This is a genomic window from Labrys sp. Lb11, assembly GCF_057554225.1.
The window spans coordinates 703,425-727,071 of record NZ_BAAJOT010000005.1 but is presented as its reverse complement, the minus strand read 5'-3'; the positions used below and the strand labels follow the sequence as shown (position 1 = coordinate 727,071).

General features: G+C 69.2%; 22 protein-coding genes. 11 read left to right on the top strand and 11 right to left on the bottom strand.

Annotated elements, in window-relative coordinates; all coding sequences use genetic code 11:
- Nucleotides 1–236: 236 nt before the first annotated feature.
- Entirely contained in the window at nucleotides 237–881 is a 645-nt protein-coding gene (folE, locus tag AC27L4_RS21955) for a GTP cyclohydrolase I FolE (RefSeq protein ID WP_487144489.1), read from the top strand.
- An 8-nt stretch (nucleotides 882–889) separates the two neighbouring features.
- Entirely contained in the window at nucleotides 890–1,312 is a 423-nt protein-coding gene (hisI, locus tag AC27L4_RS21950; protein WP_487144488.1) for a phosphoribosyl-AMP cyclohydrolase, read from the top strand.
- 39 nt (nucleotides 1,313–1,351) lie between these two features.
- Here hisI and AC27L4_RS21945 read toward each other — a convergent pair whose 3' ends face one another.
- Both AC27L4_RS21945 and AC27L4_RS21940 read right to left on the bottom strand, forming a co-directional pair.
- On the bottom strand, nucleotides 1,352–2,239 hold the full coding sequence (locus tag AC27L4_RS21945; protein WP_487144487.1) for a hypothetical protein: 888 nt from the start codon (nucleotides 2,237–2,239) through the stop codon (nucleotides 1,352–1,354).
- A 20-nt stretch (nucleotides 2,240–2,259) separates the two neighbouring features.
- A complete protein-coding gene (locus AC27L4_RS21940; RefSeq protein WP_487144486.1) occupies nucleotides 2,260–3,222 on the bottom strand; it encodes a DMT family transporter in 963 nt (320 codons plus the stop codon).
- A 94-nt stretch (nucleotides 3,223–3,316) separates the two neighbouring features.
- Between AC27L4_RS21940 and AC27L4_RS21935 the strand changes: the two genes are divergently transcribed.
- The 4 genes from AC27L4_RS21935 to rpsI all read left to right on the top strand — a co-directional run bounded on the left by AC27L4_RS21935 (nucleotide 3,317) and on the right by rpsI (nucleotide 5,812).
- Complete coding sequence (locus tag AC27L4_RS21935) at nucleotides 3,317–4,078, top strand: ArsR/SmtB family transcription factor (RefSeq protein ID WP_487144485.1); 762 nt, start codon at nucleotides 3,317–3,319, stop codon at nucleotides 4,076–4,078.
- A gap of 26 nt (nucleotides 4,079–4,104) precedes the next feature.
- Nucleotides 4,105–4,671 (top strand): nitroreductase family protein, encoded by a 567-nt coding sequence (locus AC27L4_RS21930; RefSeq protein ID WP_487144484.1) that lies wholly within the window; start codon nucleotides 4,105–4,107, stop codon nucleotides 4,669–4,671.
- Nucleotides 4,672–4,868: 197 nt separating this feature from the next.
- Complete coding sequence (rplM, locus tag AC27L4_RS21925; protein WP_487144483.1) at nucleotides 4,869–5,330, top strand: 50S ribosomal protein L13; 462 nt, start codon at nucleotides 4,869–4,871, stop codon at nucleotides 5,328–5,330.
- Nucleotides 5,331–5,335: 5 nt separating this feature from the next.
- Nucleotides 5,336–5,812 (top strand): 30S ribosomal protein S9, encoded by a 477-nt coding sequence (rpsI, locus tag AC27L4_RS21920; protein ID WP_487144482.1) that lies wholly within the window; start codon nucleotides 5,336–5,338, stop codon nucleotides 5,810–5,812.
- Nucleotides 5,813–6,563: 751 nt separating this feature from the next.
- Here the strand turns inward: rpsI and AC27L4_RS21915 are convergent.
- Complete coding sequence (locus AC27L4_RS21915; RefSeq protein ID WP_487144481.1) at nucleotides 6,564–6,950, bottom strand: DUF6481 family protein; 387 nt, start codon at nucleotides 6,948–6,950, stop codon at nucleotides 6,564–6,566.
- A gap of 282 nt (nucleotides 6,951–7,232) precedes the next feature.
- Between AC27L4_RS21915 and speB the strand changes: the two genes are divergently transcribed.
- Genes speB through purN form a run of 3 tightly spaced genes read left to right on the top strand, consistent with a single transcriptional unit; the run spans nucleotide 7,233 to nucleotide 9,918 of the window.
- Nucleotides 7,233–8,216 carry an agmatinase gene (gene speB, locus AC27L4_RS21910; RefSeq protein ID WP_487144480.1) on the top strand — a complete coding sequence of 328 codons (984 nt, stop codon included), beginning with the start codon at nucleotides 7,233–7,235 and terminating at the stop codon, nucleotides 8,214–8,216.
- Nucleotides 8,213–9,286 (top strand): phosphoribosylformylglycinamidine cyclo-ligase, encoded by a 1,074-nt coding sequence (gene purM / locus AC27L4_RS21905; protein ID WP_487144479.1) that lies wholly within the window; start codon nucleotides 8,213–8,215, stop codon nucleotides 9,284–9,286. The genes speB and purM overlap by 4 nt, the downstream gene beginning before the upstream one ends.
- Nucleotides 9,283–9,918, top strand: a complete 636-nt coding sequence (purN, locus tag AC27L4_RS21900; RefSeq protein WP_487144478.1) for a phosphoribosylglycinamide formyltransferase — start codon at nucleotides 9,283–9,285, stop codon at nucleotides 9,916–9,918. Before purM ends, purN begins: the two co-directional genes overlap by 4 nt.
- A 148-nt stretch (nucleotides 9,919–10,066) precedes the next feature.
- Here purN and AC27L4_RS21895 read toward each other — a convergent pair whose 3' ends face one another.
- From AC27L4_RS21895 to AC27L4_RS21870, 6 genes are all read right to left on the bottom strand, one after another.
- Nucleotides 10,067–10,363: a BrnA antitoxin family protein gene (locus tag AC27L4_RS21895; RefSeq protein ID WP_487144477.1), complete on the bottom strand. Its 297-nt coding sequence runs from the start codon at nucleotides 10,361–10,363 to the stop codon at nucleotides 10,067–10,069.
- A gap of 56 nt (nucleotides 10,364–10,419) precedes the next feature.
- Nucleotides 10,420–12,510 carry a molybdopterin-dependent oxidoreductase gene (locus AC27L4_RS21890; protein WP_487144476.1) on the bottom strand — a complete coding sequence of 697 codons (2,091 nt, stop codon included), beginning with the start codon at nucleotides 12,508–12,510 and terminating at the stop codon, nucleotides 10,420–10,422.
- Between the two features lie 83 nt (nucleotides 12,511–12,593).
- Nucleotides 12,594–13,628: an ABC transporter permease gene (locus AC27L4_RS21885; protein ID WP_487144475.1), complete on the bottom strand. Its 1,035-nt coding sequence runs from the start codon at nucleotides 13,626–13,628 to the stop codon at nucleotides 12,594–12,596.
- Complete coding sequence (locus tag AC27L4_RS21880) at nucleotides 13,628–14,623, bottom strand: ABC transporter permease (RefSeq protein WP_487144474.1); 996 nt, start codon at nucleotides 14,621–14,623, stop codon at nucleotides 13,628–13,630. The genes AC27L4_RS21885 and AC27L4_RS21880 overlap by 1 nt, the downstream gene beginning before the upstream one ends.
- Nucleotides 14,616–16,160 carry a sugar ABC transporter ATP-binding protein gene (locus AC27L4_RS21875; RefSeq protein WP_487144473.1) on the bottom strand — a complete coding sequence of 515 codons (1,545 nt, stop codon included), beginning with the start codon at nucleotides 16,158–16,160 and terminating at the stop codon, nucleotides 14,616–14,618. Before AC27L4_RS21875 ends, AC27L4_RS21880 begins: the two co-directional genes overlap by 8 nt.
- A 174-nt stretch (nucleotides 16,161–16,334) precedes the next feature.
- Entirely contained in the window at nucleotides 16,335–17,315 is a 981-nt protein-coding gene (locus AC27L4_RS21870; protein ID WP_487144472.1) for an ABC transporter substrate-binding protein, read from the bottom strand.
- Nucleotides 17,316–17,587: 272 nt separating this feature from the next.
- Between AC27L4_RS21870 and AC27L4_RS21865 the strand changes: the two genes are divergently transcribed.
- Complete coding sequence (locus AC27L4_RS21865; RefSeq protein ID WP_487144471.1) at nucleotides 17,588–18,022, top strand: hypothetical protein; 435 nt, start codon at nucleotides 17,588–17,590, stop codon at nucleotides 18,020–18,022.
- A 22-nt stretch (nucleotides 18,023–18,044) separates the two neighbouring features.
- On the opposite strand, the gene AC27L4_RS21860 is transcribed toward AC27L4_RS21865, so the two are convergent.
- Nucleotides 18,045–19,376, bottom strand: coding sequence for a M23 family metallopeptidase (locus AC27L4_RS21860; protein WP_487144470.1), 1,332 nt, complete (start codon nucleotides 19,374–19,376; stop codon nucleotides 18,045–18,047).
- 92 nt (nucleotides 19,377–19,468) lie between these two features.
- Complete coding sequence (locus AC27L4_RS21855; protein ID WP_487144469.1) at nucleotides 19,469–19,936, bottom strand: peroxiredoxin; 468 nt, start codon at nucleotides 19,934–19,936, stop codon at nucleotides 19,469–19,471.
- A 193-nt stretch (nucleotides 19,937–20,129) separates the two neighbouring features.
- Between AC27L4_RS21855 and AC27L4_RS21850 the strand changes: the two genes are divergently transcribed.
- Nucleotides 20,130–23,483, top strand: coding sequence for a hypothetical protein (locus AC27L4_RS21850; RefSeq protein WP_487144468.1), 3,354 nt, complete (start codon nucleotides 20,130–20,132; stop codon nucleotides 23,481–23,483).
- Nucleotides 23,484–23,647 lie beyond the last annotated feature (164 nt).

The following is a 23,647-nucleotide window of genomic DNA, read 5'->3' as shown; positions in this document are numbered from 1 at the left end:
AACGTCCGATGCGCGGAATATCGGCGGCCAGCGCCAGAATATGCTTGTTATAGACGTCGTCGAGCATGGCGGTGCCACGAATTGCAAGACCCAATGTTCCGCTTATATAAGCCCTGCCGTCGCTTCACGCGAGTGGCTGGCGAGATTTGAGGCGGGGTCGGTTTCGGGGCGCTCCCGGAAACGGATCGTCTGGAAGAGCAGGGCGGGCCTGTCCGCCCGCCGTCAGGAGCATGACCATGGACGCGATGACGCCCTCGTCCAAGTCCACCGCCGACCGTGAGGCCGATGCGGCCGCCGTGCTGCATCGTCCGTCTCGCAAGGAGGCGGAGGAGGCCGTGCGCACGCTGATCCGCTGGGCGGGCGACAATCCCGACCGCGAGGGCCTCGTCGATACGCCCAAGCGGGTGACCAAGGCCTGGCGCGAGCTGTTCCGGGGCTATGAGCAGAACGTCGCGGACGAACTCGACACGGTGTTCGAGGAAGTGAGCGGCTATGGCGACATCGTGCTGGTGCGCGACATCCCGTTCTTTTCCCATTGCGAACACCATATCGTCCCGATCCTCGGCAAGGCGCATATCGCCTATTATCCGCGCGAGGGCGTGGTCGGCCTGTCGAAGCTGGCTCGCGTCGTCGATATCCATGCCCGCCGCCTGCAGACGCAGGAGAACCTCACCGCCGAGATCGTCAACGCCATCGACGACCACCTCAAGCCGCGCGGCCTCGCCGTGCTGATGGAGGCCGAGCATATGTGCATGGCGATGCGGGGCATCCAGAAGCAGGGCGTCTCGACGATCACCACCGGCTATACCGGCGTGTTCAAGGATGACCCGACCGAGCAGATGCGTTTCCTGACGCTGCTGCGCGGCCCCGGCGCCCGGTAGGCGGTCTCATGGCCGCCGTTCCCGCTCCGTTTGCCGCGCCCGGCGACAAAGCCGCGCTCGAGGAGGGCTCCGTCCTCTCGCCGAAGTTCGACCGCGACGGCCTCATCACCGTCGTCGCAGTCGAGGCTGCCTCGCGCGAGGTGCTGATGGTGGCGCATATGAACGCCGAGTCGCTGGCGCGCACGCTGGAGACGGGCGAGGCCTGGTACTGGTCCCGTTCGCGCCAGGCGCTCTGGCGCAAGGGCGAGACATCGGGCCAGCTCCAGCGCGTCGTCGAGATGCGGGTCGATTGCGACCAGGACGCCCTGGTGATCCGGGTCGAGGTCGGCGGCGACGGCGGCTGCTGCCACACCGGGCGGCGCTCCTGCTTCTATCGGACCGTGCCCGTCGGGCAGGGCACGCAGCCGTCGCTGGTCTTCGACGCGGCCTGACGCCGCCGGCTCCCCGCTCGAGGGCCGCCGGCTGGCGCCTCACTTGGCCATGACTTCGACGTCCTGGTCGAGGCCGGACTTCACCTCGAATTCGCGCGTGTAGACCCGGCCGTCATGGCGGGCGACGACGGAATAATTGCCTTCGGCCAGGATCATCGAGGGAAAGGCGCCGATCGATTCCCGGATCACGTCGCCGCCCGGCGTCAGGATCGACCAGGCGGTGTCGGCCAGGGCTTCGCCGCCCGGCTGGTTGACCAGCTTCAGCGTCAGCGTCGCGGCGTTGTGATGGAAGGTGGCGTCGGTGAGCTGGCCGGCCTTGATCGCGATCTCGGCGGAGACGCGGGCATTGGATTCGCCATAGTCGTTCTCGACGAAATAGCGTCCTTCCGGGAGGCGCACGGGGTCGTCGGCCGGGACGTCCTCGGCGATCAGGCGCCGTTCGCCGTTCGGCATGATGGCGGAGATGCGCGACGTCAGCTGGCCGGTCGCCAGCGGCCTGTCGTCGATCGTCGCCGACACCCGGAGCGCGCCGCAGTTGAGGACCAGCTTCTCGATCGCCGGCGTGTTGCCGATCTCGACGCGCCGCGTCGCCGCCGCCAGGCCATAGGCGACATGCACGACATAGACGCCCGGCTCGACGGTGAAGGTGGGGCTGGCGTCCTGGGATTCGCCGACAATCGGCAGGTCGCCGTTCTCGTCATTGCGGGCGCGGAACACGCGCCAGCGCAGGCCCGACCGGATCCGCTCGCCCTCTTCGGAAAAGAAGGCGCTGACTGAAAGCGGCTGGGCATGACGCAGCGGCTGGGTGGCCGCCGGCGGCAGGGGGACCGGGGCGGGATCGGTCTGGGCCGCGGCCGGCGCAATGGCGGCGAGGGCGGCCGTCATCAGGCCGGCGAACAGGGCAGGGGCGAGGCGGATCCGAACCATGGCCGTCACGAGCCACGGAATCAGGGCAATTTCAAGCCCGGAACGCCCGCCGGCGCGGCGGAGGGGGCGACCGGACGCCCGGGCACGGTCATGGCCAGCACCCCGGCGATGACGCAGGCGAGGCCGATCCAGGCCGTCGGGCTCGGCGTCTCGCCCAGCGCCAGCACGCCGAAGGCGACGCCGACCGGGACGCGCAGATAGGCCTGGGCCGTGGCGCCGACCGAGCCGAGCGTCCGGAACAGCCGGAAATAGAGGACGAAGGCGAGGGCGGTGCAGAACACGGCCAGCGCCAGCAGGGCCATGACCGAGGTGGCCGACGGCGTGATCGTCCAGGGACGGTCGAGCAGGAAGCTCGCCGGGACCAGCAGCGCCGCGCCGCAGAGCAGCGAACCGGTTGCCGGCACCATCGGATCGAGGTCCTTGAAGCGCCGGCCGAAGACGGCGGCGCAGCCATAGCACAGCGTCGCGCCGATGATCGCCAGCTCCGGCACCAGCCCGCGCCCGGCGCCCTGCAGCGTTTCCATGCCGACAAGGAGGCAGGTGCCGGCGAGACCGGCGCAGATGCCGAACAGCTTGCGGAGCGTCACCGCCTCGTGCCGGGTAATCGCCGCCGTGACCAGGAAGGCGAAGATCGGCGTGGTCGAGTTGAGGATGACGGCGAGGCCGGCATCGACCGTCTGCTCCGCCCAGGCGATCAGCGTGAACGGGATGGCGCTGTTGAGGCAGGCTTGGACTAGGAACGACTGCCAGCTCGCCGCATCGCGGGGCAGGGCGATGCGGCGCAGGTGCAGAACGGCAAGGAGCAGCAGGCCGGCGATCAGCGTGCGCGCGCCGATGAGCGTCAGGGGCGGAATGGTGGCGACGCCGAGCTTGATGAAGCCGTAGGAGGACCCCCACAGCATCGCCAGCAGGGCGAGCAGGACGAGTTCGCCGGCGGTGGCGAACACGCGCCGGGGGGTGGGGGCGGCTGGCGTGACGGACATGGCGATCTCCGGCTTCGGAGGCCGCAACCTGCCAGCGGCCGGGGACTGCGGTCACGCTTCGACGTTTCGGTCTCGGCCGAAGCATGGCCGCTTGATGCGGGACGCCTTCGGCGCGATCCTGCGCCACATGGTCAACCTTGCTTCCGGCGTCACCATCGCCGAGGTCGCAGCGCTCATCGGCGACGTCGCTCGCGCCAATATCCTCGCCGCCCTGATGGACGGCCGCGCCCTGACCGCCGGCGAGCTCGCCTGGCATGCCGGCGTGACGGCACAGACCACCAGCGGCCACCTCGCCAGGCTGCTGGACGGGCGCCTCGTCGCCGCCGAGCAGCAGGGCAGGCATCGCTACTACCGGCTCGCCTCGGGCGAGGTCGCGGCGGTGATGGAGGCGCTGATGGCCGTGGGGGCCGCCGGACCGCCGCGACACCGGCCCGTCGGGCCGCGCGACGAGGCCCTGCGGCTGGCGCGCAACTGCTACGACCATCTGGCCGGGCGCCTCGGCACGGCCCTGGCCGAGGCGCTGGCCGGCCGCGGCCACGTCGTCCTGTCGGATGGCGCGGCTGCCGTGACCGAATCGGGCCTGGCGTTCTTCTGCGAATTCGGCCTCGATCTCGAGGGCAAGGCTGCCGGACGGCGGCCGCTCTGCCGCGCCTGCCTGGATTGGAGCGAGCGCCGGCCACATCTGGCCGGCCGGGTCGGCGCGCTGCTGCGGCAGCGCTGCCTCGATCTCGGCTGGATCCGGCCGCTCGCCGACAGCCGGGCCGTGTCGATCACTGCGCCGGGGCGCGCGGGCTTCGAGGCCGTCTTCGGCGTGACGCCGGCGCGACTTGCGCCGGCCTCGCATTCGCTTATGTGAGGGCTGCCCGTCCCAGGACATCCTCAATGCCCGATGCCATCGACCTGCTGAAGATCCGCCGCTCCGTTCCGCCCGCGCTGCTGTCCGAACCCGGACCGGATGCGAGCCAGCTGGAAACCATGCTCACCATCGCCTCGCGCGTGCCCGACCACGGCAAGCTGCAGCCCTGGCGCTTCATCGTCTACGCCGGCGCAGCCAAGGCGAGGGCGGGCCGGATCATCGAGGAGGCGTTCATTGCCCGCAATCCCAATGCCGAGGCGGCGGCGCTGAAGAAGGAGGCGACCCGCTTCACCCTGGCGCCGCTGATCGTCGGCGTGGTTTCCACAGCCGCCGAGCACGTCAAGATCCCGCGCTGGGAGCAGGAACTGTCGTCCGGCGCGGCCTGCGAGAACCTGGTCATCGCCGCCGCGGCCCTCGGCTTCGGCGCGAGTTGGCTCACCGGCTGGTTCGCCTATGACGGGGAGGTCATGGCCCAGCTCGGCGTGAAGCCGCAGGAACGCGTCGCCGGGTTCGTCCATATCGGCACCCCGGCCGATGTCGTGCCGGACCGACCGCGCCCGCCGCTGACGGAAATCGTGAGCTATTTCAGCTGATTTCTTTATGGTATTTAAATACCAATATCGCAAGCGATTGATGTTGCTGCGGAATCTGGCGAGACCTTGCGTCTTGTGACGTTGACGTGTCCGCGCGCCTCGTGTAGAAGCGCGCCAACTTGGCGGCCCGATGTTCACTGACGGCCGCCTTGTACGTTTTCAACCCGTCGGATCGACAGCGAATTTTTAGGCGACACATGTCCACCTTCACGCTCAAGACCGCCGACATCGAGAAGAAGTGGTATTTGATCGACGCGAAGGGCCTTGTTGTCGGCCGTCTCGCCACGATCATCGCCATGCGTCTGCGCGGCAAGCACAAGCCGACCTACACGCCCCATCTCGACTGCGGCGACAACGTCATCGTCATCAACGCCGACAAGGTGGTGTTCACCGGCCGCAAGCGCGACCAGAAGGTGTACTACCATCACACCGGGCATCCCGGCGGCATCAAGGAGCGGTCCGCCAAGTTCATCCTCGAAGGCCGCTTTCCCGAGCGCGTCGTCGAGAAGGCGGTGGAGCGCATGATCCCGCGCGGCCCGCTCGGCCGCAAGCAGATGCTGAATCTGCGCGTCTACAAGGGCACCGAGCATCCGCATGAGGCGCAGCAGCCCGTGACGCTCGACGTCGGCGCCATGAACGCCAAGAATGTGAAGGGCTGATCCCGATGGCCGAAACGCTCAATTCGCTGCAGTCCCTCGGCAGCGCCGTCGACGTGGCCGAGGCCGCGCCGACGCACGTCCAGAAGCTGGACGCCCAGGGCCGCGCCTACGCCACCGGCAAGCGCAAGAACGCCATCGCCCGCGTCTGGATCAAGCCCGGCGCCGGCAAGATCACCGTCAATGATCGCGCGGTCGAGGTCTACTTCGCCCGTCCGGTGCTGCAGATGCTGATCCAACAGCCGCTGACCGTCGCCAACCGCGCCGGCCAGTACGACATCGTCGTCACGGTGGCCGGCGGCGGCCTCTCCGGCCAGGCCGGCGCCGTGCGCCACGGCGTGTCGAAGGCCCTGACCTATTTCGAGCCGGAGCTGCGTGCCGCGCTGAAGAAGGAAGGCTTCCTCACCCGCGACAGCCGCGTGGTCGAGCGCAAGAAGTACGGCCGCGCCAAGGCTCGCCGCTCCTTCCAGTTCTCCAAGCGCTGATCGCGCTTCCATCGTCGGAAATGCAAAAGGCTGCCGGTTCGGCAGCCTTTTTTATGCGCCCGGCATGGGCGCACTCTTGCGGGTGCAGGTCCCGCCGTGAGCTCGTCACAGCGGGGGGCGGTGAAGCGCAACGGCGGGAGTGCGGCCGACCGCGGGGAGGAAGCGTGGCGCGAGGCTTCATTCGGAGCGCGTGACTCGGATGCCAGGACCATCGCGGCGAACTCCAGGCGCTGGTGGCACAACAGCCGCCTGCTCCTGAACCGCGTCCTTCCCCACCGCGCTCTTCGATCACCTCGACGCGCCAAGGCCCGCATGACCTCAATTCCTTGAAGTGCCCGGTGCCGGCCCGCCTGCGCGGCGGCGATCGGGAGGTCTGCCGGCAGCTGTGCCGATTTGGAGGCATCCTCGTTCGCCGCGGCGCCCGCCGCTCCGGGGAATCATGCCATCTCCGGATGGATTCGTTCGCGGCCATGGCGCGACGCCGGGTCGGGGATGCGTGGATTGTCCGGGAAAAGGCCATCGCGCCCGCAGGCGGCGCCTGCAGGTTGCGCAGATGGCGGTCGACGAGATGGAGTGAGTCGGGACGGCGATCAGGAGCGCGATACGCAGCGCTCCCTCGCCGCAAGCCGATGGGCCGGGGCTCGCCGTCCCCGCGCCCGATCCGGCGCCACAGCCGGAATCGATGAAGAGGCGGCGGCAGATGCCGTCCGCCGGTCGTCGGCCGCGCCTTGGCCCGGCCGAATCCGTCGACTCAGCGCCGCGAGCCGGCGGCGCGCCGCTCGGCATAGGCGACGAAGTCGCGGAAGACCTGCTTGGGACGCGCCTTGGCCCGAGCGGCTTCCTCGGCCTGCCGTGCCGCTTCGCGCTCGGCCGCCTCGATACGCTCGGCCTCCTCGCGCGCCGCCTTCTCGGCGGCCTCCAGAGCTTCGCGCTCCAGACGAGCCGCTTCGCGCTCGGCTTCGCGAGCGGCGACGCGCGCCTCGCGGGCCTCGACGATGGCCCGACGCTCCGCGCGCCGTGCCTCTGCTGCCGGATCGTCCTGCGTCAGCTTGGACCGGAACTTGTCAAGCTGGGCCTTCTTCGCGTCCGCGGCGGCGCTCCGCCGATCGACGAAACTCCTGTCTTTGTAGATGCTCAAGTGCAGCCTTTGGTAGATGGATGTTCGGATGCGCCCTTTCGGCGCACGGCTCTCGATTGTCCGCAACTCGACGGCTCAATCGGAATACCGCGCGCTTCTCATAGGCCAATACGCATCGTTTTACCACTGGATGTGTACGAATTTTTGTCAGTGCAGCCCTGCGGCAACCGCCGTGCTCGCAGCCGGGCCGGTGCGAGGCGGACGGGGCGTTTTGGCTCTTGTCACCGTTGCCGCGTCCGGCCATGGTCGCGCGCGAATTCCTGCCCGTTTTCGGAGCTTTCCATGGCCGGTCCCGCGATCGATCCCAAGCGCCCTCGAGCCACCGACAACGCCGTCTTTCGCAAGGAGATCCTCGGCGGCGCCGCCGAGCCGACCTATGGCGGTGTCCTCTCCTTCATGCGCCGGCGCATCTCGCGCGATCTGGCCGGCATCGACGTCGTGGTCTGGGGCATCCCCTTCGATGCCGCCGTCTCCAACCGGCCCGGCGCGCGCTTCGGGCCGCAGGCGGTGCGCCGGGCCTCGGCGATCTTCGACGGCGACCCGCAATATCCCTTCCATGCCGACCCCTTCGCCAATCTTGCCGTGGTCGACTATGGCGATTGCTCCTTCGACTATGCCCGCCACGCCGAGATCCCGGCCTGCATCGAGGCGCAGGCGCGCGACATCCTCGACGCCGGGCCGATGCTGGTCTCGGTCGGCGGCGACCATTACGTCACCTGGCCGCTGCTGAAGGCGCATGCGGCCAAGCACGGGCCGATGGCGCTGGTGCATTTCGACGCCCACCAGGACACCTGGTACGACGATGAAGGCCGCATCGACCATGGCTCCTTTGTGGCCCGCGCCGTGCGCGAGGGCATCATCCTGCCGGAACGCTCGATCCAGGTCGGCATCCGCACCCACGCGCCGGACGATTGCGGCATCGAGATCATCTATGGCGAGGACATCGAGACGCTGGGCGTCGCCGGGGTGGTGGAGCGTATCCGCGAGCGGGTCGGCGACGCCAAGACCTACCTCACCTTCGACATCGACTGCCTCGATCCCGCCTATGCCCCGGGCACGGGCACGCCGGTCGCCGGCGGACCGTCGTCGCGCGAGGCGCTGATGATGCTCCGGCGGCTCGACTTCCTCGACATCGTCGGCTGCGATCTTGTCGAGGTGGCGCCCGCCTACGATCACGCCGACATCACGGCCATCGCCGGTGCGACGGTGATGCAGCATTATCTGGGGTTGATCGCGCAGAAGAAGCAGGGCAAAGCCGGCGCATGACACAGCACCCTTCCACCAACGCCCTGACCTATGCCGACGCCGGCGTCGACATCGATGCCGGCAATGCCATGGTCGAAGCCATCAAGCCGCTGGTGCGGGCGACGCGCCGCATCGGCGCCGACGCCGAGATCGGCGGCTTCGGCGGCCTGTTCGACCTGAAGGCCTGCGGCTACACCGACCCGGTGCTGGTCGCCGCCAATGACGGCGTCGGCACGAAGCTGAAGGTGGCGATCGAGACCGGCATTCACGATACGGTCGGCATCGACCTCGTCGCCATGTCGGTCAACGACCTGGTGGTGCAGGGGGCCGAGCCGCTGTTCTTCCTGGACTATTTCGCCACCGGCAAGCTGGCGCCGGGGCAGGGCGTCGAGGTGGTGAAGGGCATCGCCGCCGGCTGCCGGGAGGCCGGCTGCGCGCTGATCGGCGGCGAGACGGCGGAGATGCCGGGCATGTATGCCGACGGCGACTACGACCTTGCCGGCTTTGCCGTCGGCGCGGTGGAGCGCGACGCCGTCCTGCCGCGGCGCACCGTCGCCGCCGGCGACGTCATTCTGGGCTTGGCTTCCTCGGGCGTGCATTCCAACGGCTTCTCGCTGGTGCGCAAGATCGTGGCGCTGTCCGGCCTTCCCTGGGACGCGCCGGCGCCGTTCCGGCCGGAACAGAGCCTCGGCGCGGCGCTGCTCGAGCCGACCCGCATCTATGTGAAGCCGGTACTGGCCGCCCTGAAGGCGACGGGCACGGCGATCAAGGCGCTCGCCCACATCACCGGCGGTGGCTTTCCCGACAACGTCCCGCGCGTCCTGCCGGAAGGCCTGGGCGCGTCGATCGACCTTTCGGCGATCGCCCCGCCGCCGGTGTTCGGCTGGCTGGCGCGCACCGGCGGCGTTGCCGCCCATGAGATGCTGCGCACCTTCAACTGCGGCATCGGCATGATCGTGGTGACGGCCGCCGCCGATGCGGCTCCGGTCGCCGAGGCTCTGGCGGCGGCCGGGCAGCCGGCGATCCGCCTCGGCACGGTGGTCGAGGGGGGAGAGAGCCGCGTCGCCTATTCCGGCGACCTCGCGCTGTGACCGGCAAGGCCCGCGTCGTCGTCCTGATCTCGGGCCGCGGCTCGAACATGTCCGCCTTGATCGACGCGGCGAAGGCCGCGGACTATCCGGCCAAGATCGTCGCGGTGATCTCCAACCGTCCCGATGCCAAGGGGCTGGAGATCGCCCGAGCCGCCGGCATTCATGCCGAAGCGGTCGACCACAAGGCGTTCTCCTCGCGCGAGGACTTCGAGGCGGCGCTGGAAGCGCGGCTCGACGTTCACGTGGCGGAGATCGTCGCATTGGCCGGCTTCATGCGGCTGATGACGCCATCCTTCGTCGAAAGCTGGACCGGGCGGATGATCAACATCCATCCGGCACTGCTGCCCTCCTTCAAGGGCCTGCACACCCATGAGCGCGCCCTGACGGCAGGGGTGCGCCTGCACGGCTGCACCGTGCATTATGTGACGCCGGGCATGGACGAGGGGCCGATCATCGCCCAGGCTGCGGTGCCGGTGCTCGCCGGCGACACGGAAGAGAGCCTGGGCGCGCGCGTCCTCGTCGCCGAACACAGGCTCTACCCCGCCGCGCTCGCCCGGGTGGCGCGCGGCCAAGCTCCGATCGTGGCCGGACGAGTGGCGATCGCCCCGACGGACCTGCTCCTCGGGGGCTGAGCGAAGGCCGGCAGCCGGGCATGTCCGGGAGATCCCTCGCGGGGATCGCCGCCGCCATCAGGGAGATCGGCGAACGTGGCCAGGCACCGTGCGCCAAAGCGCCGATGGGGCTCCGCCGGTCTTCGAGCCGGTTTCTCAGGCCCTGGGTTCAGCCCTCGCAGCCGTCGCTGACGAATTCATGGTGCTGCTCGCTTCCGGCCGAGCCGGCAGTTCCGGCCTCGACCGCCTGCCGTAGGACTGTTTCGATGCGAGCCTCCCATCCGGGGCCCGCCGACCGAAATGGCTCGACGACATCGCGGCTGAGCCGGACCGCAACGAGGGATCGCGCCGGCTCGACGACAGCCGGGGGGATCGCATCGGATGCCGGCCGGGCTTGGCCGAAGTCGGCCTCGGCCCATTCGCCGTTGTAGTCGTGAGGGATCGCTTCGTGCGGCTGGCCTGCCATCGCTCGTCTCCTCCTCGAATGTCGCCTCGCTCCCGGCAGAAGTTGCGGCGATTGTTTCACGCAATCCTGGCTATGGAAACCTTGTTGTCGTGGAAGGCCGCGCCGCCGACCGGGGCCGGGGCGTCCGCGCCGGTCAGGGTGTTGATGCCGCGGCCATCCTCATAGGCCGAGTTCGGCCAGATCGATTCGGCGACAAGAACGCCACGGCGCAGTCCGTCGAACAGCCGTGCGTGCAGGCGCACCGCGCCGCGCATATTCGCCAGCTCGACCTTGTCGCCGTCGGCGATGCCGGCGGCGGCGGCGTCCTCGGGGTGGATCAGGACGCTCGGCCGTTCCTCCTTGGCGATCGAGGTCGGCGTCTCGGTGAAGGAGGAGTTGAGGTAGTTGCGGGCGGGGCTGGTGGCGAGGCGGAACGGATGGACCTCGTCCGCTGCCTCGATCGAGGCCCAATGATCGGGGAAGGCGGGCATGTCGGCGATCGGGCCGAACTTGGCCGGGGCCGAATAGGGCACCTTCCGCCAGTCGGCCTTGAAGCGGAACCTGCCGTCGGGCCAGCCGAAACCGTCGACGAAATGCGCCCGCTCGAACGGCTGCTGGCAATCGATCCAGCGATTCTCCTCCAACTCGGCCAGGGTGCCGCGGTTGGAGGCGCGCAGCGTCTCGTCGATCAGCTGGCGCGGCGTCATCGCGAAGCCGGGATGGCGAGCACCCAGCCGTTCGGCGAGGGCGGTGACCACGTCGTGATTGTTGCGGCATTCGCCGGGCGGCTCGACCAGCTTGGGGCCGAGCAGGATGTGCTGCTGGCCGCCGGCCTGGTAGACGTCGTCGTGCTCGACGAACATGGTCGCCGGCAGCACGATGTCCGCCATGCGGGCGGTGTCGGTCATCACCTGCTCGTGCACGGCGACGAACAGATCCTCGCGGGCGAAGCCCTGCTTGACCTTCTCCTGGTCCGGCGCGACCGAAACCGGGTTGGTGTTCTGGATCAGCATGGCGGTGACCGGCGGGCCGCCCCACAAGGCCTCGGGATCGCCGGTGAGGATCGCGCCGATGCGCGACTGGTCGAGCTGACGCACCTTCGGGTCGCGGATATCGAGCCCCTCGATCAGCGATTTCTTCCAGCCGAACATGCCGGAGTTGGAATGCAGGGCGCCGCCGCCCTCGTATTGCCAACTGCCGAGCACCACCGGAATGGCGCTGACCGCGTGCATGGACGCCGCGCCGTTGCGCGAGCGGGCAAAGCCGTAGCCCAGGCGGAAGAAGGTGCGGGGCCGCTCGCCGAGCAGCCTGGCGAAGGCCTCGATCTCCTCGACCGGCACACCCGATATGGCCGAGGCCCATTCCGGCGTGCGGGAGGCGAGATGCTGCTCGAACTCCTCGGGGCAGTCGGCATATCCGGCCATGTAGGCGCGGTCGGCCAGCCCTTCGCGGAACAGCACGTGCATGACGCCGCAGGCGAGCGCTCCATCCGTGCCCGGCCGGAGGATCAGCTTGACGTCGGCCTGCTTCATCGTGGCGTTGTCATAGACGTCGACCGCCACGATCCTGGCGCCGCGTTCCTTGCGGGCGCGGGTGGCGTGGGTCATGACGTTGACCTGGGTGACGACGGCGTTGGTGCCCCACAGCACGATGCAGTCGGACTTGGCCATCTCGCGCGGATCGGCGCCGGTCAGGCGGCCGTGCCCGGCCATGTAGCCGGCCCAGGACAGGTTGGTGCAGATGGTCGAGAACTGGCCGGAATAGCCCTTGGCGTGGCGGAGGCGATTGATGCCGTCCCGCATCACCAGTCCCATGGTGCCGGCGTAGTAATAGGGCCAGACCGCTTCCGGCCCGTGCCGGCGCTCGGCTTCGAGAAAGGCCCCGGCGATGCGGTCGAGCGCCTCGTCCCAGGAGATGCGTTCGAAGGAGCCCGAGCCCTTCGGACCGGTGCGGGCGAGGGGATGGAGCACCCGGTCCTTGTGATGCACGCGTTCGGCATAGCGGGCGACCTTGGCGCAGATCACGCCGGCGGTATAGCTGTTGTCCGCCGCGCCGTAGACCCGGCCGATCGCCTTGCCGTCGAAGACCTCGACCTCCAGGGCGCAGGTCGAGGGGCAGTCGTGCGGGCAGGCGGAGGCCCTGCGGATCGGGCCGAGCGGCTTGTTCATGGACGGCTTCGCAGATGGATCGGTCGATCCCTTTTAATACCGATCGCCGGAAATCATAACCCCATTGCGCGTCCCGTGAGCCGTCAGGCTCCGGCGCTGCGCCGGGCGCCGGTGATCTTGGACTGCAGGATCACCACGATCAGCAGGAAGACGCCGCGGACCACCGACTGCCAATAGGCCGAGAGCGAGATCCAGCCCATGCCGTTCTCGAAATTGAGGATGTTGAAGATCAGGCCGAGCAGCAGCGCGCCGGCAAGGGTGCCGCCGATCGAGCCCTGGCCGCCGGTGAGGAGCGTGCCGCCCACCACCACCGAGGCGATGGCGAAGAGCTCCCAGCCCACGCCCTCGATCGGCTGGCCGGCGCCGAACTGGGCGGCGAGGATGACGCCGGCCATGCCCGCGGTCAGGCCGGAGATGACGTACACGGCGAAGATGGTGCGGTCGATCTCCAGGCCCATCAGGCGCGAGGCGTCGGCGCCGCCGCCGACGGCGAGGACATGGCGGCCGAAGGCGGTCTGGTTCAGGGCGACGGCGCCGACGATGTAGGCGGCGAGCGCGATCCAGGCCGGGGTGGGAAAGCCGAGCAGGAAGCCGAGCGCCTGCGCCCAGAATCCGGCATCCTCCGCATCGACCCATTCCGGCCGGAAGACGCTGAGCAGCTCGCCCTGGCCGAGCTGGATGAAGGCGGTGTCGTAGGAGACCGAGACCGACTGGTTGTTGGCCAGCAGCAGGGCGGTGCCGGAGGCGGCCAGCATGGTGGCCAGCGTGGCGATGAAAGGCAGGATCTTCAGCCGCGTGATGACGATGCTGTTGATCAGCCCCGCCAGGCCACCGGCCGCCAAGCCGCCGAGAACGCCGGCAACGAGGCCGTAGGCGCTGAGGTGGGCCGCCACGACGCTGGCCAGCGCCGCCACCGAGCCGACGGAGAGATCGATGCCGCCGGTCATGATGACGAAGCACATGCCCAGCGCGACCAGCGCGAACATGGAATTGTAGCGCAGCACCGTCTGCACGTTGTAGGCGCCGAGGAAGCCGTCATAGCGCCAGGCGCCGAACAGCGTCAGCAGGACGAGGACGAGGATGACGCCGTGGCTCGGCTGGAAGCGGATCCTGGGCATCACTGCTGCTCCTGGCGCTGCAGCCAGACGGCGAGGACGATCAGCCCGGCCTTGACCACCAGCGCCGCGGCGTCCGGCACGCCGTTGGCGAGCAAGGTGTAGCGCACGAGCTGGATGATCAGGGCGCCGAGCAGCGTGCCGAGGATGGACGCCCGCCCGCCGCTGAGCGCGGTGCCTCCGACGGCGACCGCGGCGATGGCGTCGAGCTCGCTGCCCATGCCGATCAGGTTGGCATCCGCCGCCGAGTTCATGGCGATGAAGATCAGGCCGGCGATGCCGCTGCACAGGCCGGAGGCGAAATAGACCAGCACCTTCACCCGCGCCACCGGCACGCCGGCGAGCCGGGCGGCGGCCTCGTTGCCGCCGACCGCCAGCACCTGGCGGCCGAACACGGTGCGCCTGAGGATGAAGGCGGCGATCGCCACGACCGCCAGCATGATCCAGACCTGGAAGGGCAGATAGAGCACCTGGCCGATGGCGATGGCCTGGAATTCCGGCACCTTGAACACCTGCAGGTCGCCATTGGTCGAGACCTGGGCGATGCCGCGCCCGGCGATGAACAGGATCAGCGTGGCGATGATCGGCTGGATCGCGAAACGCGTGATCAGCCAGCCGTTGAACAGGCCGAACACCCCCGCCACCAGGACCGGCACGACGATGCCGATGGCGATGCCGACGTAGAGGTTCGGCACGGGGAAGAGCTGGCCGGTGAAGATCATCGGCGAGAGCGCCCCGGCGATCGCCATCAACGAGCCGACGGACAGGTCGATGCCGCCGGTGGCGATGACCAACGTCATGCCCACGCCGACGATGACGATCATGCAGACCTGGGTCAGGTTGACCGACAGGGTTCGCAGCGAGACGAAGTTCGGCGTGAAGGCGAGGTTGAACAGGATCAGCAGCGCCAGAGCGATGAACACGCCGTAGCGCTTGAGGACCAGGCCGGCATCGGCGGGAATGCGGCGGCGGGCGGGAACCATGCCGGCCTCAGCCATGGGCGCCGGCTCCCGCAACGGCCGAGGCTCCGTGCGCCATCGCGTCCATCACCGCTCCTTCGCTGATCTGCGGCTTGTCCAGCTCGGCCACCGTGCGTCCTTCCCGCAGCACGAAGACGCGGTCGGCGCCCTCGACGATCTCCTCCAGCTCGGACGAGATCATCAGGACACCGAGCCCCTCCAGCGCAAAGCGCCGGATCAGGCTCTGGATCTCCGCCTTGGCGCCGACGTCGATGCCACGCGTCGGCTCGTCGAGGATCAGCAGCTTGGGGTTCATGCAAAGCCAGCGCGCCAGCAGCACCTTCTGCTGGTTGCCGCCGGAAAGCTCGCGGATCTTTTGGTCCGGCCCGGAGCACTTGATGCCGAGCTCCTTGATGAAGCGGGCCACGATCTCGCGCCGCTTGCCTTCGTCGATCGTGCCCGAGCGGGTCAGGGCCGGCATCAGCGCCAGGGTGAGGTTCTCGGCCACCGACATGTCGGGGATGATGCCCTGCACCTTGCGGTCCTCGGAACAATAGCCCATGCCCGCGGCGATCGCGTCGCGCGGGCTCCTGAAGCCGGCGGCACGGCCGTCGAATCGGATGTCGCCATGGGTCATCGGATCGGCCGCGAACACCGCCCGGGCCGTCTCCGTGCGGCCGGAGCCGAGCAGGCCGGCGAGTCCGACGATCTCGCCCCTGCGGATGTCGAAACTGGCGTCCTGCACCCGCCGGCCGACGGCGACGCTGCGGACCGCGAGCAGTTCGCCGCCGATGGCATGGGCGCCGCCCTCGAAGGCGGTGGCGCCGCTGGCCTTCACGTCGGCGAGGTCGCGGCCGAGCATGGCCGCGACCAGCTGCAGCTTGCTTAGCGCAGCCATCGGCGAGACGGCGACGGTGCGCCCGTCACGCATGATCGTGACCCGGTCGCAAATCTGATAGAGCTCGTCGAGCTTGTGGGTCACGAAGATCACCGCGACGCCGTCGGCCTTGAGCTGGCGGACGGTGCGCAGCAGCACCGCCACCTCCGCCTCGTCGAGCGAGGAGGTCGGCTCGTCCATGATCACCAGCTTGGCCTCGAAGGACACCGCCCGGGCGATGGCGACCATCTGCTGGATCGCGGTGGAGAATTCGCCGAGCGGGCGGCCGACATCGACGTCGACGTCGAAGCGCTTGAGCAGGGCCCTGGCGCCCTCGCGCATTGCCTTCCAGTCGAGCAGCGGGCCGAATCGGCGCGGCTCGCGGCCGAGATAGATGTTCTCGGCCACGGAGCGATAGGCGATCAGGTTGATCTCCTGGAAGATGGTCGACACGCCGGCACGCTGGGCCTGCTGCGGCGAGCCGGCGGTCCAGGGCCGGCCGTCGAAGGTGATCGAACCGCCGTCGCGCGTGTAGGCGCCGTTGAGGATCTTGATCATGGTCGACTTGCCGGCTCCGTTCTGGCCGACCAGCGCCATGACCTCGGCGGGCTGGATGTCGAGCGTGGCTCCGCTCAGCGCGGGAACGCCGCCGAAGCTCTTGGTGATGGCCGTCATCGACAGGAGCGGCTGGGATGTCATGCGGGCTCGGCCGGGTCGGAGCGGGCGGATGAAGACGGGGCGGGAGCCGGCGGGATTGCGCCCTCCTGGCAGGTCCTTGCGAACCTGCCAGGAGTTGGGAATCCGGACGGCATCGATCCTGCACCGACGAATGCAGGATCGACCGTGGCCGAGGCCACGAGAAGCCGTCGCGCGTCAGTAGGCTTCCGGCATGTAGGCGGCCGCGTTGTCCTTGGTGAAGACGCGGTCGACATTGACGAGGCGCGGCGGGATCGTCTCGCCGGCGGCATACTTGACCACGGCGTCGAAGGCAGCCGGCCCGAACTTCGGATTGCACTCGACGCAGACCAGCACCTTGCCGTCGAGCAGGGCCTGGGTCGCGTCCTTGGTGCCGTCGATGGTGGCGATGATCAGATCCTTGCCGGGGACCTTGCCGGCCGCCTCCATCGCGGCGATGGCGCCCATGGTCATCTCGTCATTGTGCGAGTAGAGCGCCGTCGCTTCCGGATGGGCCTGGTAGAGCGTCTCGAACACCTGCCGGCCCTTGTCGCGGGCAAAGTCGCCGGACTGGGAGGCGATGATCTTCATGTCCGGGTGCGCCTTGATATAGTCGGCGAAGCCCTTCTTGCGGTCATTGGCCGGCGAGGAACCGATCGTGCCCTGCAGCTCGATGATCAGGGCCTTGCCGTCCACCGCCTTGGTGAGGACTTCCGCGGCCTGGGTGCCCTCCTTGACGAAGTCCGAACCGATGAAGGCGACATAGTCGGTGCCGCCCTTGGCCAGCGACGGATCGACATTGCGGTCGATCAGGAACATCGGGATGCCGGCCTTCTTGGCCTCCATCACCGCCGGGATGAGCGGCTTCTCCTCGCGCGGGGCGAGCAGGATGACGTCGACCTTCTGGGCGATCATCGAGCGCACGTCCGCGACCTGCTTGGCGGCCGAGCCGGCGGCGTCGGTGTAGACCAGCTGCCAGCCGCGCTTCTCCGCTTCCGCCTTCATGCTGGCGGTCTGGGCCAGGCGCCAGGGATTGTTGCTCTCGGTCTGGGCAAAGCCGACCTTGTAGCTGTCCTTCTTCTTCAGCTTCGGCAGGTTGGCATAGGCCGGCCGAAGGCCGAAGGCCGTGACCGCGGCCCCGCCGGCGGCGATCTGCAACAGTGAACGACGATCGATCATGATGGTCCTCCCGTTCTTGTTCTGCTTCGATGCGACTGTCCGGCATTCCGACGGCCATCGTTGGAACCTTGCGGCCGGCGCCTCCCCCCGCGACAGTCGCCTGAAAATTGTCGGACCAATTTGGGGCTGTCAAGGTCAATCCGCGGCTGGGCCGCCCTCCGGACGGAAGCGATCATAACACTGCGGCGGCCACTTGTCGGCGGGCCGCTCCGACGGCGGGGCTGTCATCATTCTGTTACAATGCGCCGAGTTCGATTCGTTTCGAGGCGCCCATGCTGCGCAGCGCGGCCCTTGTTCTCGCCCTGACGATCCACGCCGGAACCGCCGATGCCCGCGACCTCGTCTATGCCGCTCGCATCGGCGCGGACGGAATGCCGGTCGAGCAGCGTTCGCTGGTCTGCGACCTCGGCACCGGCTGCATGCTCGCCTTCGACAACGCCGCGGAGGACTGGCACAGCCCGCTCAGCCTGCAGCTCGTGGCGACTGGCGGCAGGATGGTGCTGACCGCGCGCGCCGAGGGGGCGCCGGACGGGCCGCTGCTGGTCGCCTCCGACGGCGTCGCCATGGACGGAAAGGGCGGGGCGATGGCGACGGTGCAGTTGCGGCCGCCGCCGTCGCGCAAGGCGCGGCCGGCCTGGCTGGCGGGCGACCGGCCCGCCGAAGGCTTCGGCCCGTTCCTGATCGCCGTGCACCACACGCCGGACTGAGAATCGGCGCCCCCGCCGCTGCTCAGGACGCCTGCTCGATCAGCCGGCCGGCACGCTGGAAGCGCATGGGGTCGACGGCGGTGCCGTGGATGCGGGTCTCGTAGTGCAGGTGCGGCCCGGTGGAGCGTCCGGTGGAGCCGACCCGGCCGACGATCTGGCCAAGGGCGATCCTGTCGCCCGGGGAAACCAGGATCTCCGACATGTGGCCGTAGCGGGTGGCCAGCCCGTTGCCGTGATCGACCTCCACCATGTTGCCGTAGCCGCCGGCCCAGCCGGCCGTGGTGACGATGCCGGCGGCGGTGGCGCGCACCGGAGTGCCGCTGTCCTCGCGAATGTCGATGCCGGCATGCAGCGCGCCGGTGCCGAAGAACGGGTCGAGGCGCACGCCGAAAGGCGAGGTGATCTCGCCGCCGGGGAAGGGCAGGTGGAGTGGAACCGCGGCCAGGGCCCGGTCGATGCCCTCGACCGCGGCCAGGGCAGCCTGCGCGGTCTGGGCCTGTGCCTCGAAGGAGGCCTGGCCGGGCAGGGGGGCGGGAATATAGGGGCCGCCCTCCGCCGTCGGCCTGGCCGCAGGCGACAGCAGGGCGTCGGCGTCGAGCCCGATGTCGTCGAGGGCATCGCGCACCGAGCGCGTGCGCGCCGTGGCGGATGCGGTGAGGGCGGCCAGGGCATGCATCTGGCGAGCGTCAACGCGGTCGAGCGACCGGGCCACGGCGTCGAGCCGGTCGCCGACCCGCATGCCGGCAAGGCGCGGTGCCGGCCTGGCGGACGACAGGCCGCTCCCCATGACCGAGGCCTGCTGCGGCGGCGCGAAGCCGAGGGCGGCTTGCTTGTCCGGCCGGTCGATCGCAGCCGCGTCGTCGGGCAGGGGGCGCGGGGCGCCGAGCGGGGCCGCCCCGGGGACGGCGTCGCCGAGCTGCGCCGGCAGCAGCCCCTTGACGCCGGCCCCGGCCGCCTTGTCGGCCAGGGTCTGCAGCGTGAGCTGGCGCGTCTCCAGCGACGACTGGCGGCTCATCAGCGTTTCGATCTTCTGCGCGAAGGCCTGCCCGTCGACGAGCTGCTTGGACTGGAGCCGTGCGACCTCCGCCTTCAGCGCGGCGATGCGGTCCTCGTACTGATATTCGACCGCGGCCTGGCGCCGGACCATGCCCGCGATGAAATCGTCCCGGAAGATGATGAAGCCGGTAGCCCCAGCCGTCCACAGGGCGAACAGGCCGAGCGCGGCTCCGGAGGCGGCCAGGGTCCAGGGCGGCAGCGTCAGCCGCCGGACCTTGTTGCCACGGGTGATGGTGATCTGGTGCGAGGGCGGCCGGCGCTTGCCGAATTGCTGGCCCTGCCCGCTGCGCTCAACCATCGCCCGCCCTCTTACGCCAACCGTCCTGCGTGGTAATTAGAAACCATTAAGGTTAACATCTCGCCAATGCGGGGCGATCGGCGAGACGCGGCTCAGAGGGCCTTGGCGGCCGCCAGCACCTCCTGGGCGTGCCCCTCGACCGTGACCTTGCGCCAGATGCGGGCGATCCGTCCGTCAGCTCCGACGAGGACGGTGGTGCGTTCGATGCCCATATATTTGCGCCCGAACATGGTCTTCTCGCCCCACACGCCATAAGCCTCCAGCATCGCGTGCGTCTCGTCCGACACCAGCGGAACGGTCAGACCGTGCTTGGCCTTGAACCTGTCCTGCTTCTTTACGGGATCGGCTGATACGCCGATGACCTCGACGCCGGCGGCGGCAAAGGCCTGGCCGAGGGCGGAGAAGTCCTTCGATTCGATGGTGCAGCCGGGCGTGTCGGCCTTGGGGTAGAAGAACAGCACCACCTTGCGCCCGCGCAAGGCCCCGAGCGAAAGGCTGCCGCCGCCGTCCCGCGCCAGGGTGAAATCGGGAGCCGGGCTTCCGACGGCGAGTGCGGTCATGGTGTCTTCCCTTTCGTGAAATTGCCGTTGATATCACCGGCGCTGCGACATCCGCCCGCCGGCCGAGGCATCAAGCTCTTTGCCATCGGCGCGCCACGCCCTTATGGCTATCGTGACGGCCCGGGCAAGGGCACGGCTGGCGGGGACAAGCAATCTCGTCGAATCGAAGGCGGCGAGCAACCAGACGAGGGTGATGAACGACCTGGCCCATATCCGCGGCGCGGATGAGCACCATCACGACGAGCGCGCCAGGCTGGCGCGGCTGGCGTATCTTCTTGTTCCCGATCATGGATTCGCGTGGGGCCGCTGCGTCCTTTCGATCCTGCTGATGCTTGTCGTCGTCGTCGGCACGGTGGGTGGGGCGCTGTATTGGCGGCTCGGCAAAGACCCCATGGCCGTGCCCTACCTGACGGACGAGGTGCAGGCCTCCCTCGCCGACAAGCTGCCGCCCGGCTACGCCCTCACGCTCGGCCGCGTCTCGCTGCAGCGGCGCGACGGCCGGTTGGCGGCCGTCCTCGACGATCTGGTGTTGCGCGACGCCTCCGGCGGCGTAGTCGCCTCCGCTCCCCGGATCATCGCCGGCGTCGGCCTGTCGGGGCTGCTCGGCGGCACGCTCGCGCTGCGCACGATCGTGGTCGAGGGAGCCTCGGCGACGCTGATCGTCGACCCAAGCGGGCGGATCAGCCTGAGGGCGGGGGGCGATGCGATGTCGCCCCTGCAGAACCCGGGCGAGATGACCGTGCCGGCGATGATCAACGCCTTCGACGCGTTGCTGGTGGCCGCCGGCACGATCGACGCGGTCGAGCTGCGGGGCGCCTCGCTCGTCATCCACGACAAGGCGATCGGGCGGGACGCGGATTATCGCGGCATCGGGCTGTCCATCCGCCGGACGTCCGTCGACGGCGGTCTTGCCGTGGCCCTGGCGACAGGGGGCGGCAGCGTCAACGCCACCATCGAGAAGCGCCAGGACGGCGCGCGCCTGATCGACGTGCAGGCCAAGGAGATCGGCCTGCGCAATCTCGTGACCGGTTTCACCCCGGGCGCCAAGCCGCCGGACCTGGCTGCGACGATCAATGTCCTGGCCCGCGCCAAGCTCGACAGCGACGGCACGATCAGCCAGGCAAGCCTGAACCTGACCAATGGCGGTGGCCGCTGGCGCATCGATCCGACCGCGCCCCCCTTCCTGTTCGACGAGGCGCGCCTCGACCTGCGCTGGGACGCGGCGGCGGGCGAGGTGTTCGTCGATCGGGCGATGCTCCGCTCCGGCTCCGGCGTCGGCTCGTTCCAGGGGCGGATGTCGCCGCCTTCGACCGCGAGCGACGGCAATTGGATGATCGAGCTCGACGCGCCCGGCATGACCCTCAGCGGGCCGAACGAACAGGACCCGCCGCTGCAGCTCGACCGGGCTTCGATCCGCGCCCGCTACAATCCGCTGACGCGCCGGCTCGGCCTCGACAAGGGGGTGTTCTCCGGGCCGACGGCCGGCGTGGTGGTGGCCGGCTCCGCCACCTTCGGCAAGAACACGCCCGGCATCGGCCTCGGCCTCGAGGTCGACCGCATGTCGGTGACGGCGCTGAAGCGCCTGTGGCCCTTCTTCGCCGTGCCGGCGGTGCGCGACTGGTTCCAGCACCATATGACCGGCGGCACGGTGGAAAGCGGCAAGCTGTCTCTGGCGATCGCGGTGGATGCGCTGACCCCGGTCGACGGGGTGATCCCGCCGCTGCCCGCCGGGGCGGTCAGCGGCGACGTGGTCGTGAGCGACGGCGGGCTCGCCCTGCACGACACGCTGCCGCCGATAACCGGGGCGGCGATCCATGCCAGCTTCAACGCCGACCGGGTGACGGTGGGATTGTCGAGCGGCCGCGTCGACCTTGGCGATGCCGGCGTCCTGACGCTGGCCGACGGGCTCTACGAGATCCCCGACCTCGACGTGAAGCCGCCGCGCCAGCAGGTCTCCTTCGACCTCTCCGGCCCGACCAAGGCGGTCGCGAGCCTGATGGGGCGCGAGCCGCTGGCCAAGGCCTCGGCCGGGGTGCCGCTCGATCCGGCCACCGTGACCGGGACAGCGGCGCTGGAGGTGAAGCTGGACATGCCGCTGCTCCCGGCGATCAAGGACAGCGACATCCGCTACGCCATCACCGGCACGCTGGAGGGCATGACCACCGGCGGGAGCGGGTTCGGCGGCGGCAAGCTCGAGGACGGCACGCTGAAGCTGTCGATCGAGCCGGGCGTGATGCTCGTTACCGGCAAGGGCCAGTTCTCCGGGCTGCCCGCCCGGATCGACTATCGCCAGGCCACCGGCGAAACGCCACAGATCGCCATGACCGTCACGATCGACGATGCGGCGCGCAAGAAGAAGGGGCTCGATTTCGGCGACGCGCTGGACGGGCCGATCACGGCCGAGGTGCGGCCGAGCCAGGGCTCCTACACCGTCGACGTCGACCTGGCACCGGCGCGCATCCGCGATCTCCTTCCCGGCTGGCAGAAGCCGCCGGGACGACCCGGCACGGCCTCCTTCACCTGGACGCCCCAGGGCGCCGGCGGCCAGATCTCCGACCTGAAGCTGGAGTCCGGACCGGTCTCCCTGCGCGGTGACGTCACGCTCGGCGCCGACGGAAAGCTGCGGCGTGCCGCCCTCTCCGGTTTCCGCCTGTCGCCGGGCGACGATGTGCAGGGGTCGCTCGAAGCGTTCGGCCAGGGCTGGAAGGCGGTGATTCGTGGCCGATCGCTCGATCTGCGTCCGCTCCTGAAGGCGCTGCAACAGGGCGGCACCGGCAAGGCGGGCGATCTGACGCTGGATGCCCGGCTGGACCAGGCGCTCGGCTTTGGCGACGAGACCCTGTCCGGCCTGGCGGTGAGCCTGGAGACCAAGAGCTCGACCATTCGCCGGGTCGACCTCAAGGGACGCCTCGGCGGCGGCGACCTCACGGTGGCGCAGCCGGCCGGGACGGCGTCGCAAGTCGTGCTCGACACGTCCGACGCCGGATCGCTGCTGCGCTTCCTCGACTATTACGGCCGGATCAATGGCGGCACGATGCGGCTGGTCTCCACGCCGACCCTCAACGACATGAGCGGCCGGATCGCCATGCGCGATTTCTCGGTGCGCGACGAGCCGGCCCTCGGCCGGTATCGCTCGTCGCTGCAGCAATCGCCCGATGCCCGCGACCGGGTGGCTTTGCCGGAGAACGGCAATTCGGCAAAGTTTCGCAAGCTCGGGCTCGCGTTCCGCCGCACGCCCGACCGGATCGACATCTCCGATGCCGTGGTTTGGGGGGCGGATGTCGGCGTCAGCATCTCCGGCCTCATCGACTATGCCGCGGACCGTGTCGCCATGACCGGCACCTTCGTGCCGGCCTATGCGGTCAACAACCTGTTCGGCAAGATCCCGATCCTCGGCGAGATCCTCGGCGGCGGTGAGAATGGCGGCCTGTTCGCCATCAACTTCAAGGTCTCCGGTCGCATCGCCGCGCCGGTGCTGACCATCAACCCGCTGTCGGCGATCGCGCCCGGCTTCCTGCGCAAGCTGTTCGCCTTCCAGCAGGACTGAAGGGGTCTCGCCGCAGCGACAGGCCGGGAGGCCTGCTAGAGCAAAGCGCATTTTGGTGGAAACGCGCTTTGCTCCAGCTCCTTGTTTCGACACGTCTTTGTGACTTGAAGCGATTGCGTCAAATCGCAAAGACGCTTTAGCCGCTGCGGCGCCTTCGGGATGCC

Coding starts and splice junctions, on each gene's coding strand:
- folE (WP_487144489.1), top strand. CDS start 237: ATGGACGCGATGACGCCCTCGTCCAAGTCCACCGCCGACCGTGAGGCC.
- hisI (WP_487144488.1), top strand. CDS start 890: ATGGCCGCCGTTCCCGCTCCGTTTGCCGCGCCCGGCGACAAAGCCGCG.
- AC27L4_RS21945 (WP_487144487.1), bottom strand. CDS start 2,239: ATGGTTCGGATCCGCCTCGCCCCTGCCCTGTTCGCCGGCCTGATGACG.
- AC27L4_RS21940 (WP_487144486.1), bottom strand. CDS start 3,222: ATGTCCGTCACGCCAGCCGCCCCCACCCCCCGGCGCGTGTTCGCCACC.
- AC27L4_RS21935 (WP_487144485.1), top strand. CDS start 3,317: ATGCGGGACGCCTTCGGCGCGATCCTGCGCCACATGGTCAACCTTGCT.
- AC27L4_RS21930 (WP_487144484.1), top strand. CDS start 4,105: ATGCCCGATGCCATCGACCTGCTGAAGATCCGCCGCTCCGTTCCGCCC.
- rplM (WP_487144483.1), top strand. CDS start 4,869: ATGTCCACCTTCACGCTCAAGACCGCCGACATCGAGAAGAAGTGGTAT.
- rpsI (WP_487144482.1), top strand. CDS start 5,336: ATGGCCGAAACGCTCAATTCGCTGCAGTCCCTCGGCAGCGCCGTCGAC.
- speB (WP_487144480.1), top strand. CDS start 7,233: ATGGCCGGTCCCGCGATCGATCCCAAGCGCCCTCGAGCCACCGACAAC.
- purM (WP_487144479.1), top strand. CDS start 8,213: ATGACACAGCACCCTTCCACCAACGCCCTGACCTATGCCGACGCCGGC.
- AC27L4_RS21895 (WP_487144477.1), bottom strand. CDS start 10,363: ATGGCAGGCCAGCCGCACGAAGCGATCCCTCACGACTACAACGGCGAA.
- AC27L4_RS21890 (WP_487144476.1), bottom strand. CDS start 12,510: ATGAACAAGCCGCTCGGCCCGATCCGCAGGGCCTCCGCCTGCCCGCAC.
- AC27L4_RS21885 (WP_487144475.1), bottom strand. CDS start 13,628: ATGCCCAGGATCCGCTTCCAGCCGAGCCACGGCGTCATCCTCGTCCTC.
- AC27L4_RS21880 (WP_487144474.1), bottom strand. CDS start 14,623: ATGGCTGAGGCCGGCATGGTTCCCGCCCGCCGCCGCATTCCCGCCGAT.
- AC27L4_RS21875 (WP_487144473.1), bottom strand. CDS start 16,160: ATGACATCCCAGCCGCTCCTGTCGATGACGGCCATCACCAAGAGCTTC.
- AC27L4_RS21870 (WP_487144472.1), bottom strand. CDS start 17,315: ATGATCGATCGTCGTTCACTGTTGCAGATCGCCGCCGGCGGGGCCGCG.
- AC27L4_RS21865 (WP_487144471.1), top strand. CDS start 17,588: ATGCTGCGCAGCGCGGCCCTTGTTCTCGCCCTGACGATCCACGCCGGA.
- AC27L4_RS21860 (WP_487144470.1), bottom strand. CDS start 19,376: ATGGTTGAGCGCAGCGGGCAGGGCCAGCAATTCGGCAAGCGCCGGCCG.
- AC27L4_RS21855 (WP_487144469.1), bottom strand. CDS start 19,936: ATGACCGCACTCGCCGTCGGAAGCCCGGCTCCCGATTTCACCCTGGCG.
- AC27L4_RS21850 (WP_487144468.1), top strand. CDS start 20,130: ATGAACGACCTGGCCCATATCCGCGGCGCGGATGAGCACCATCACGAC.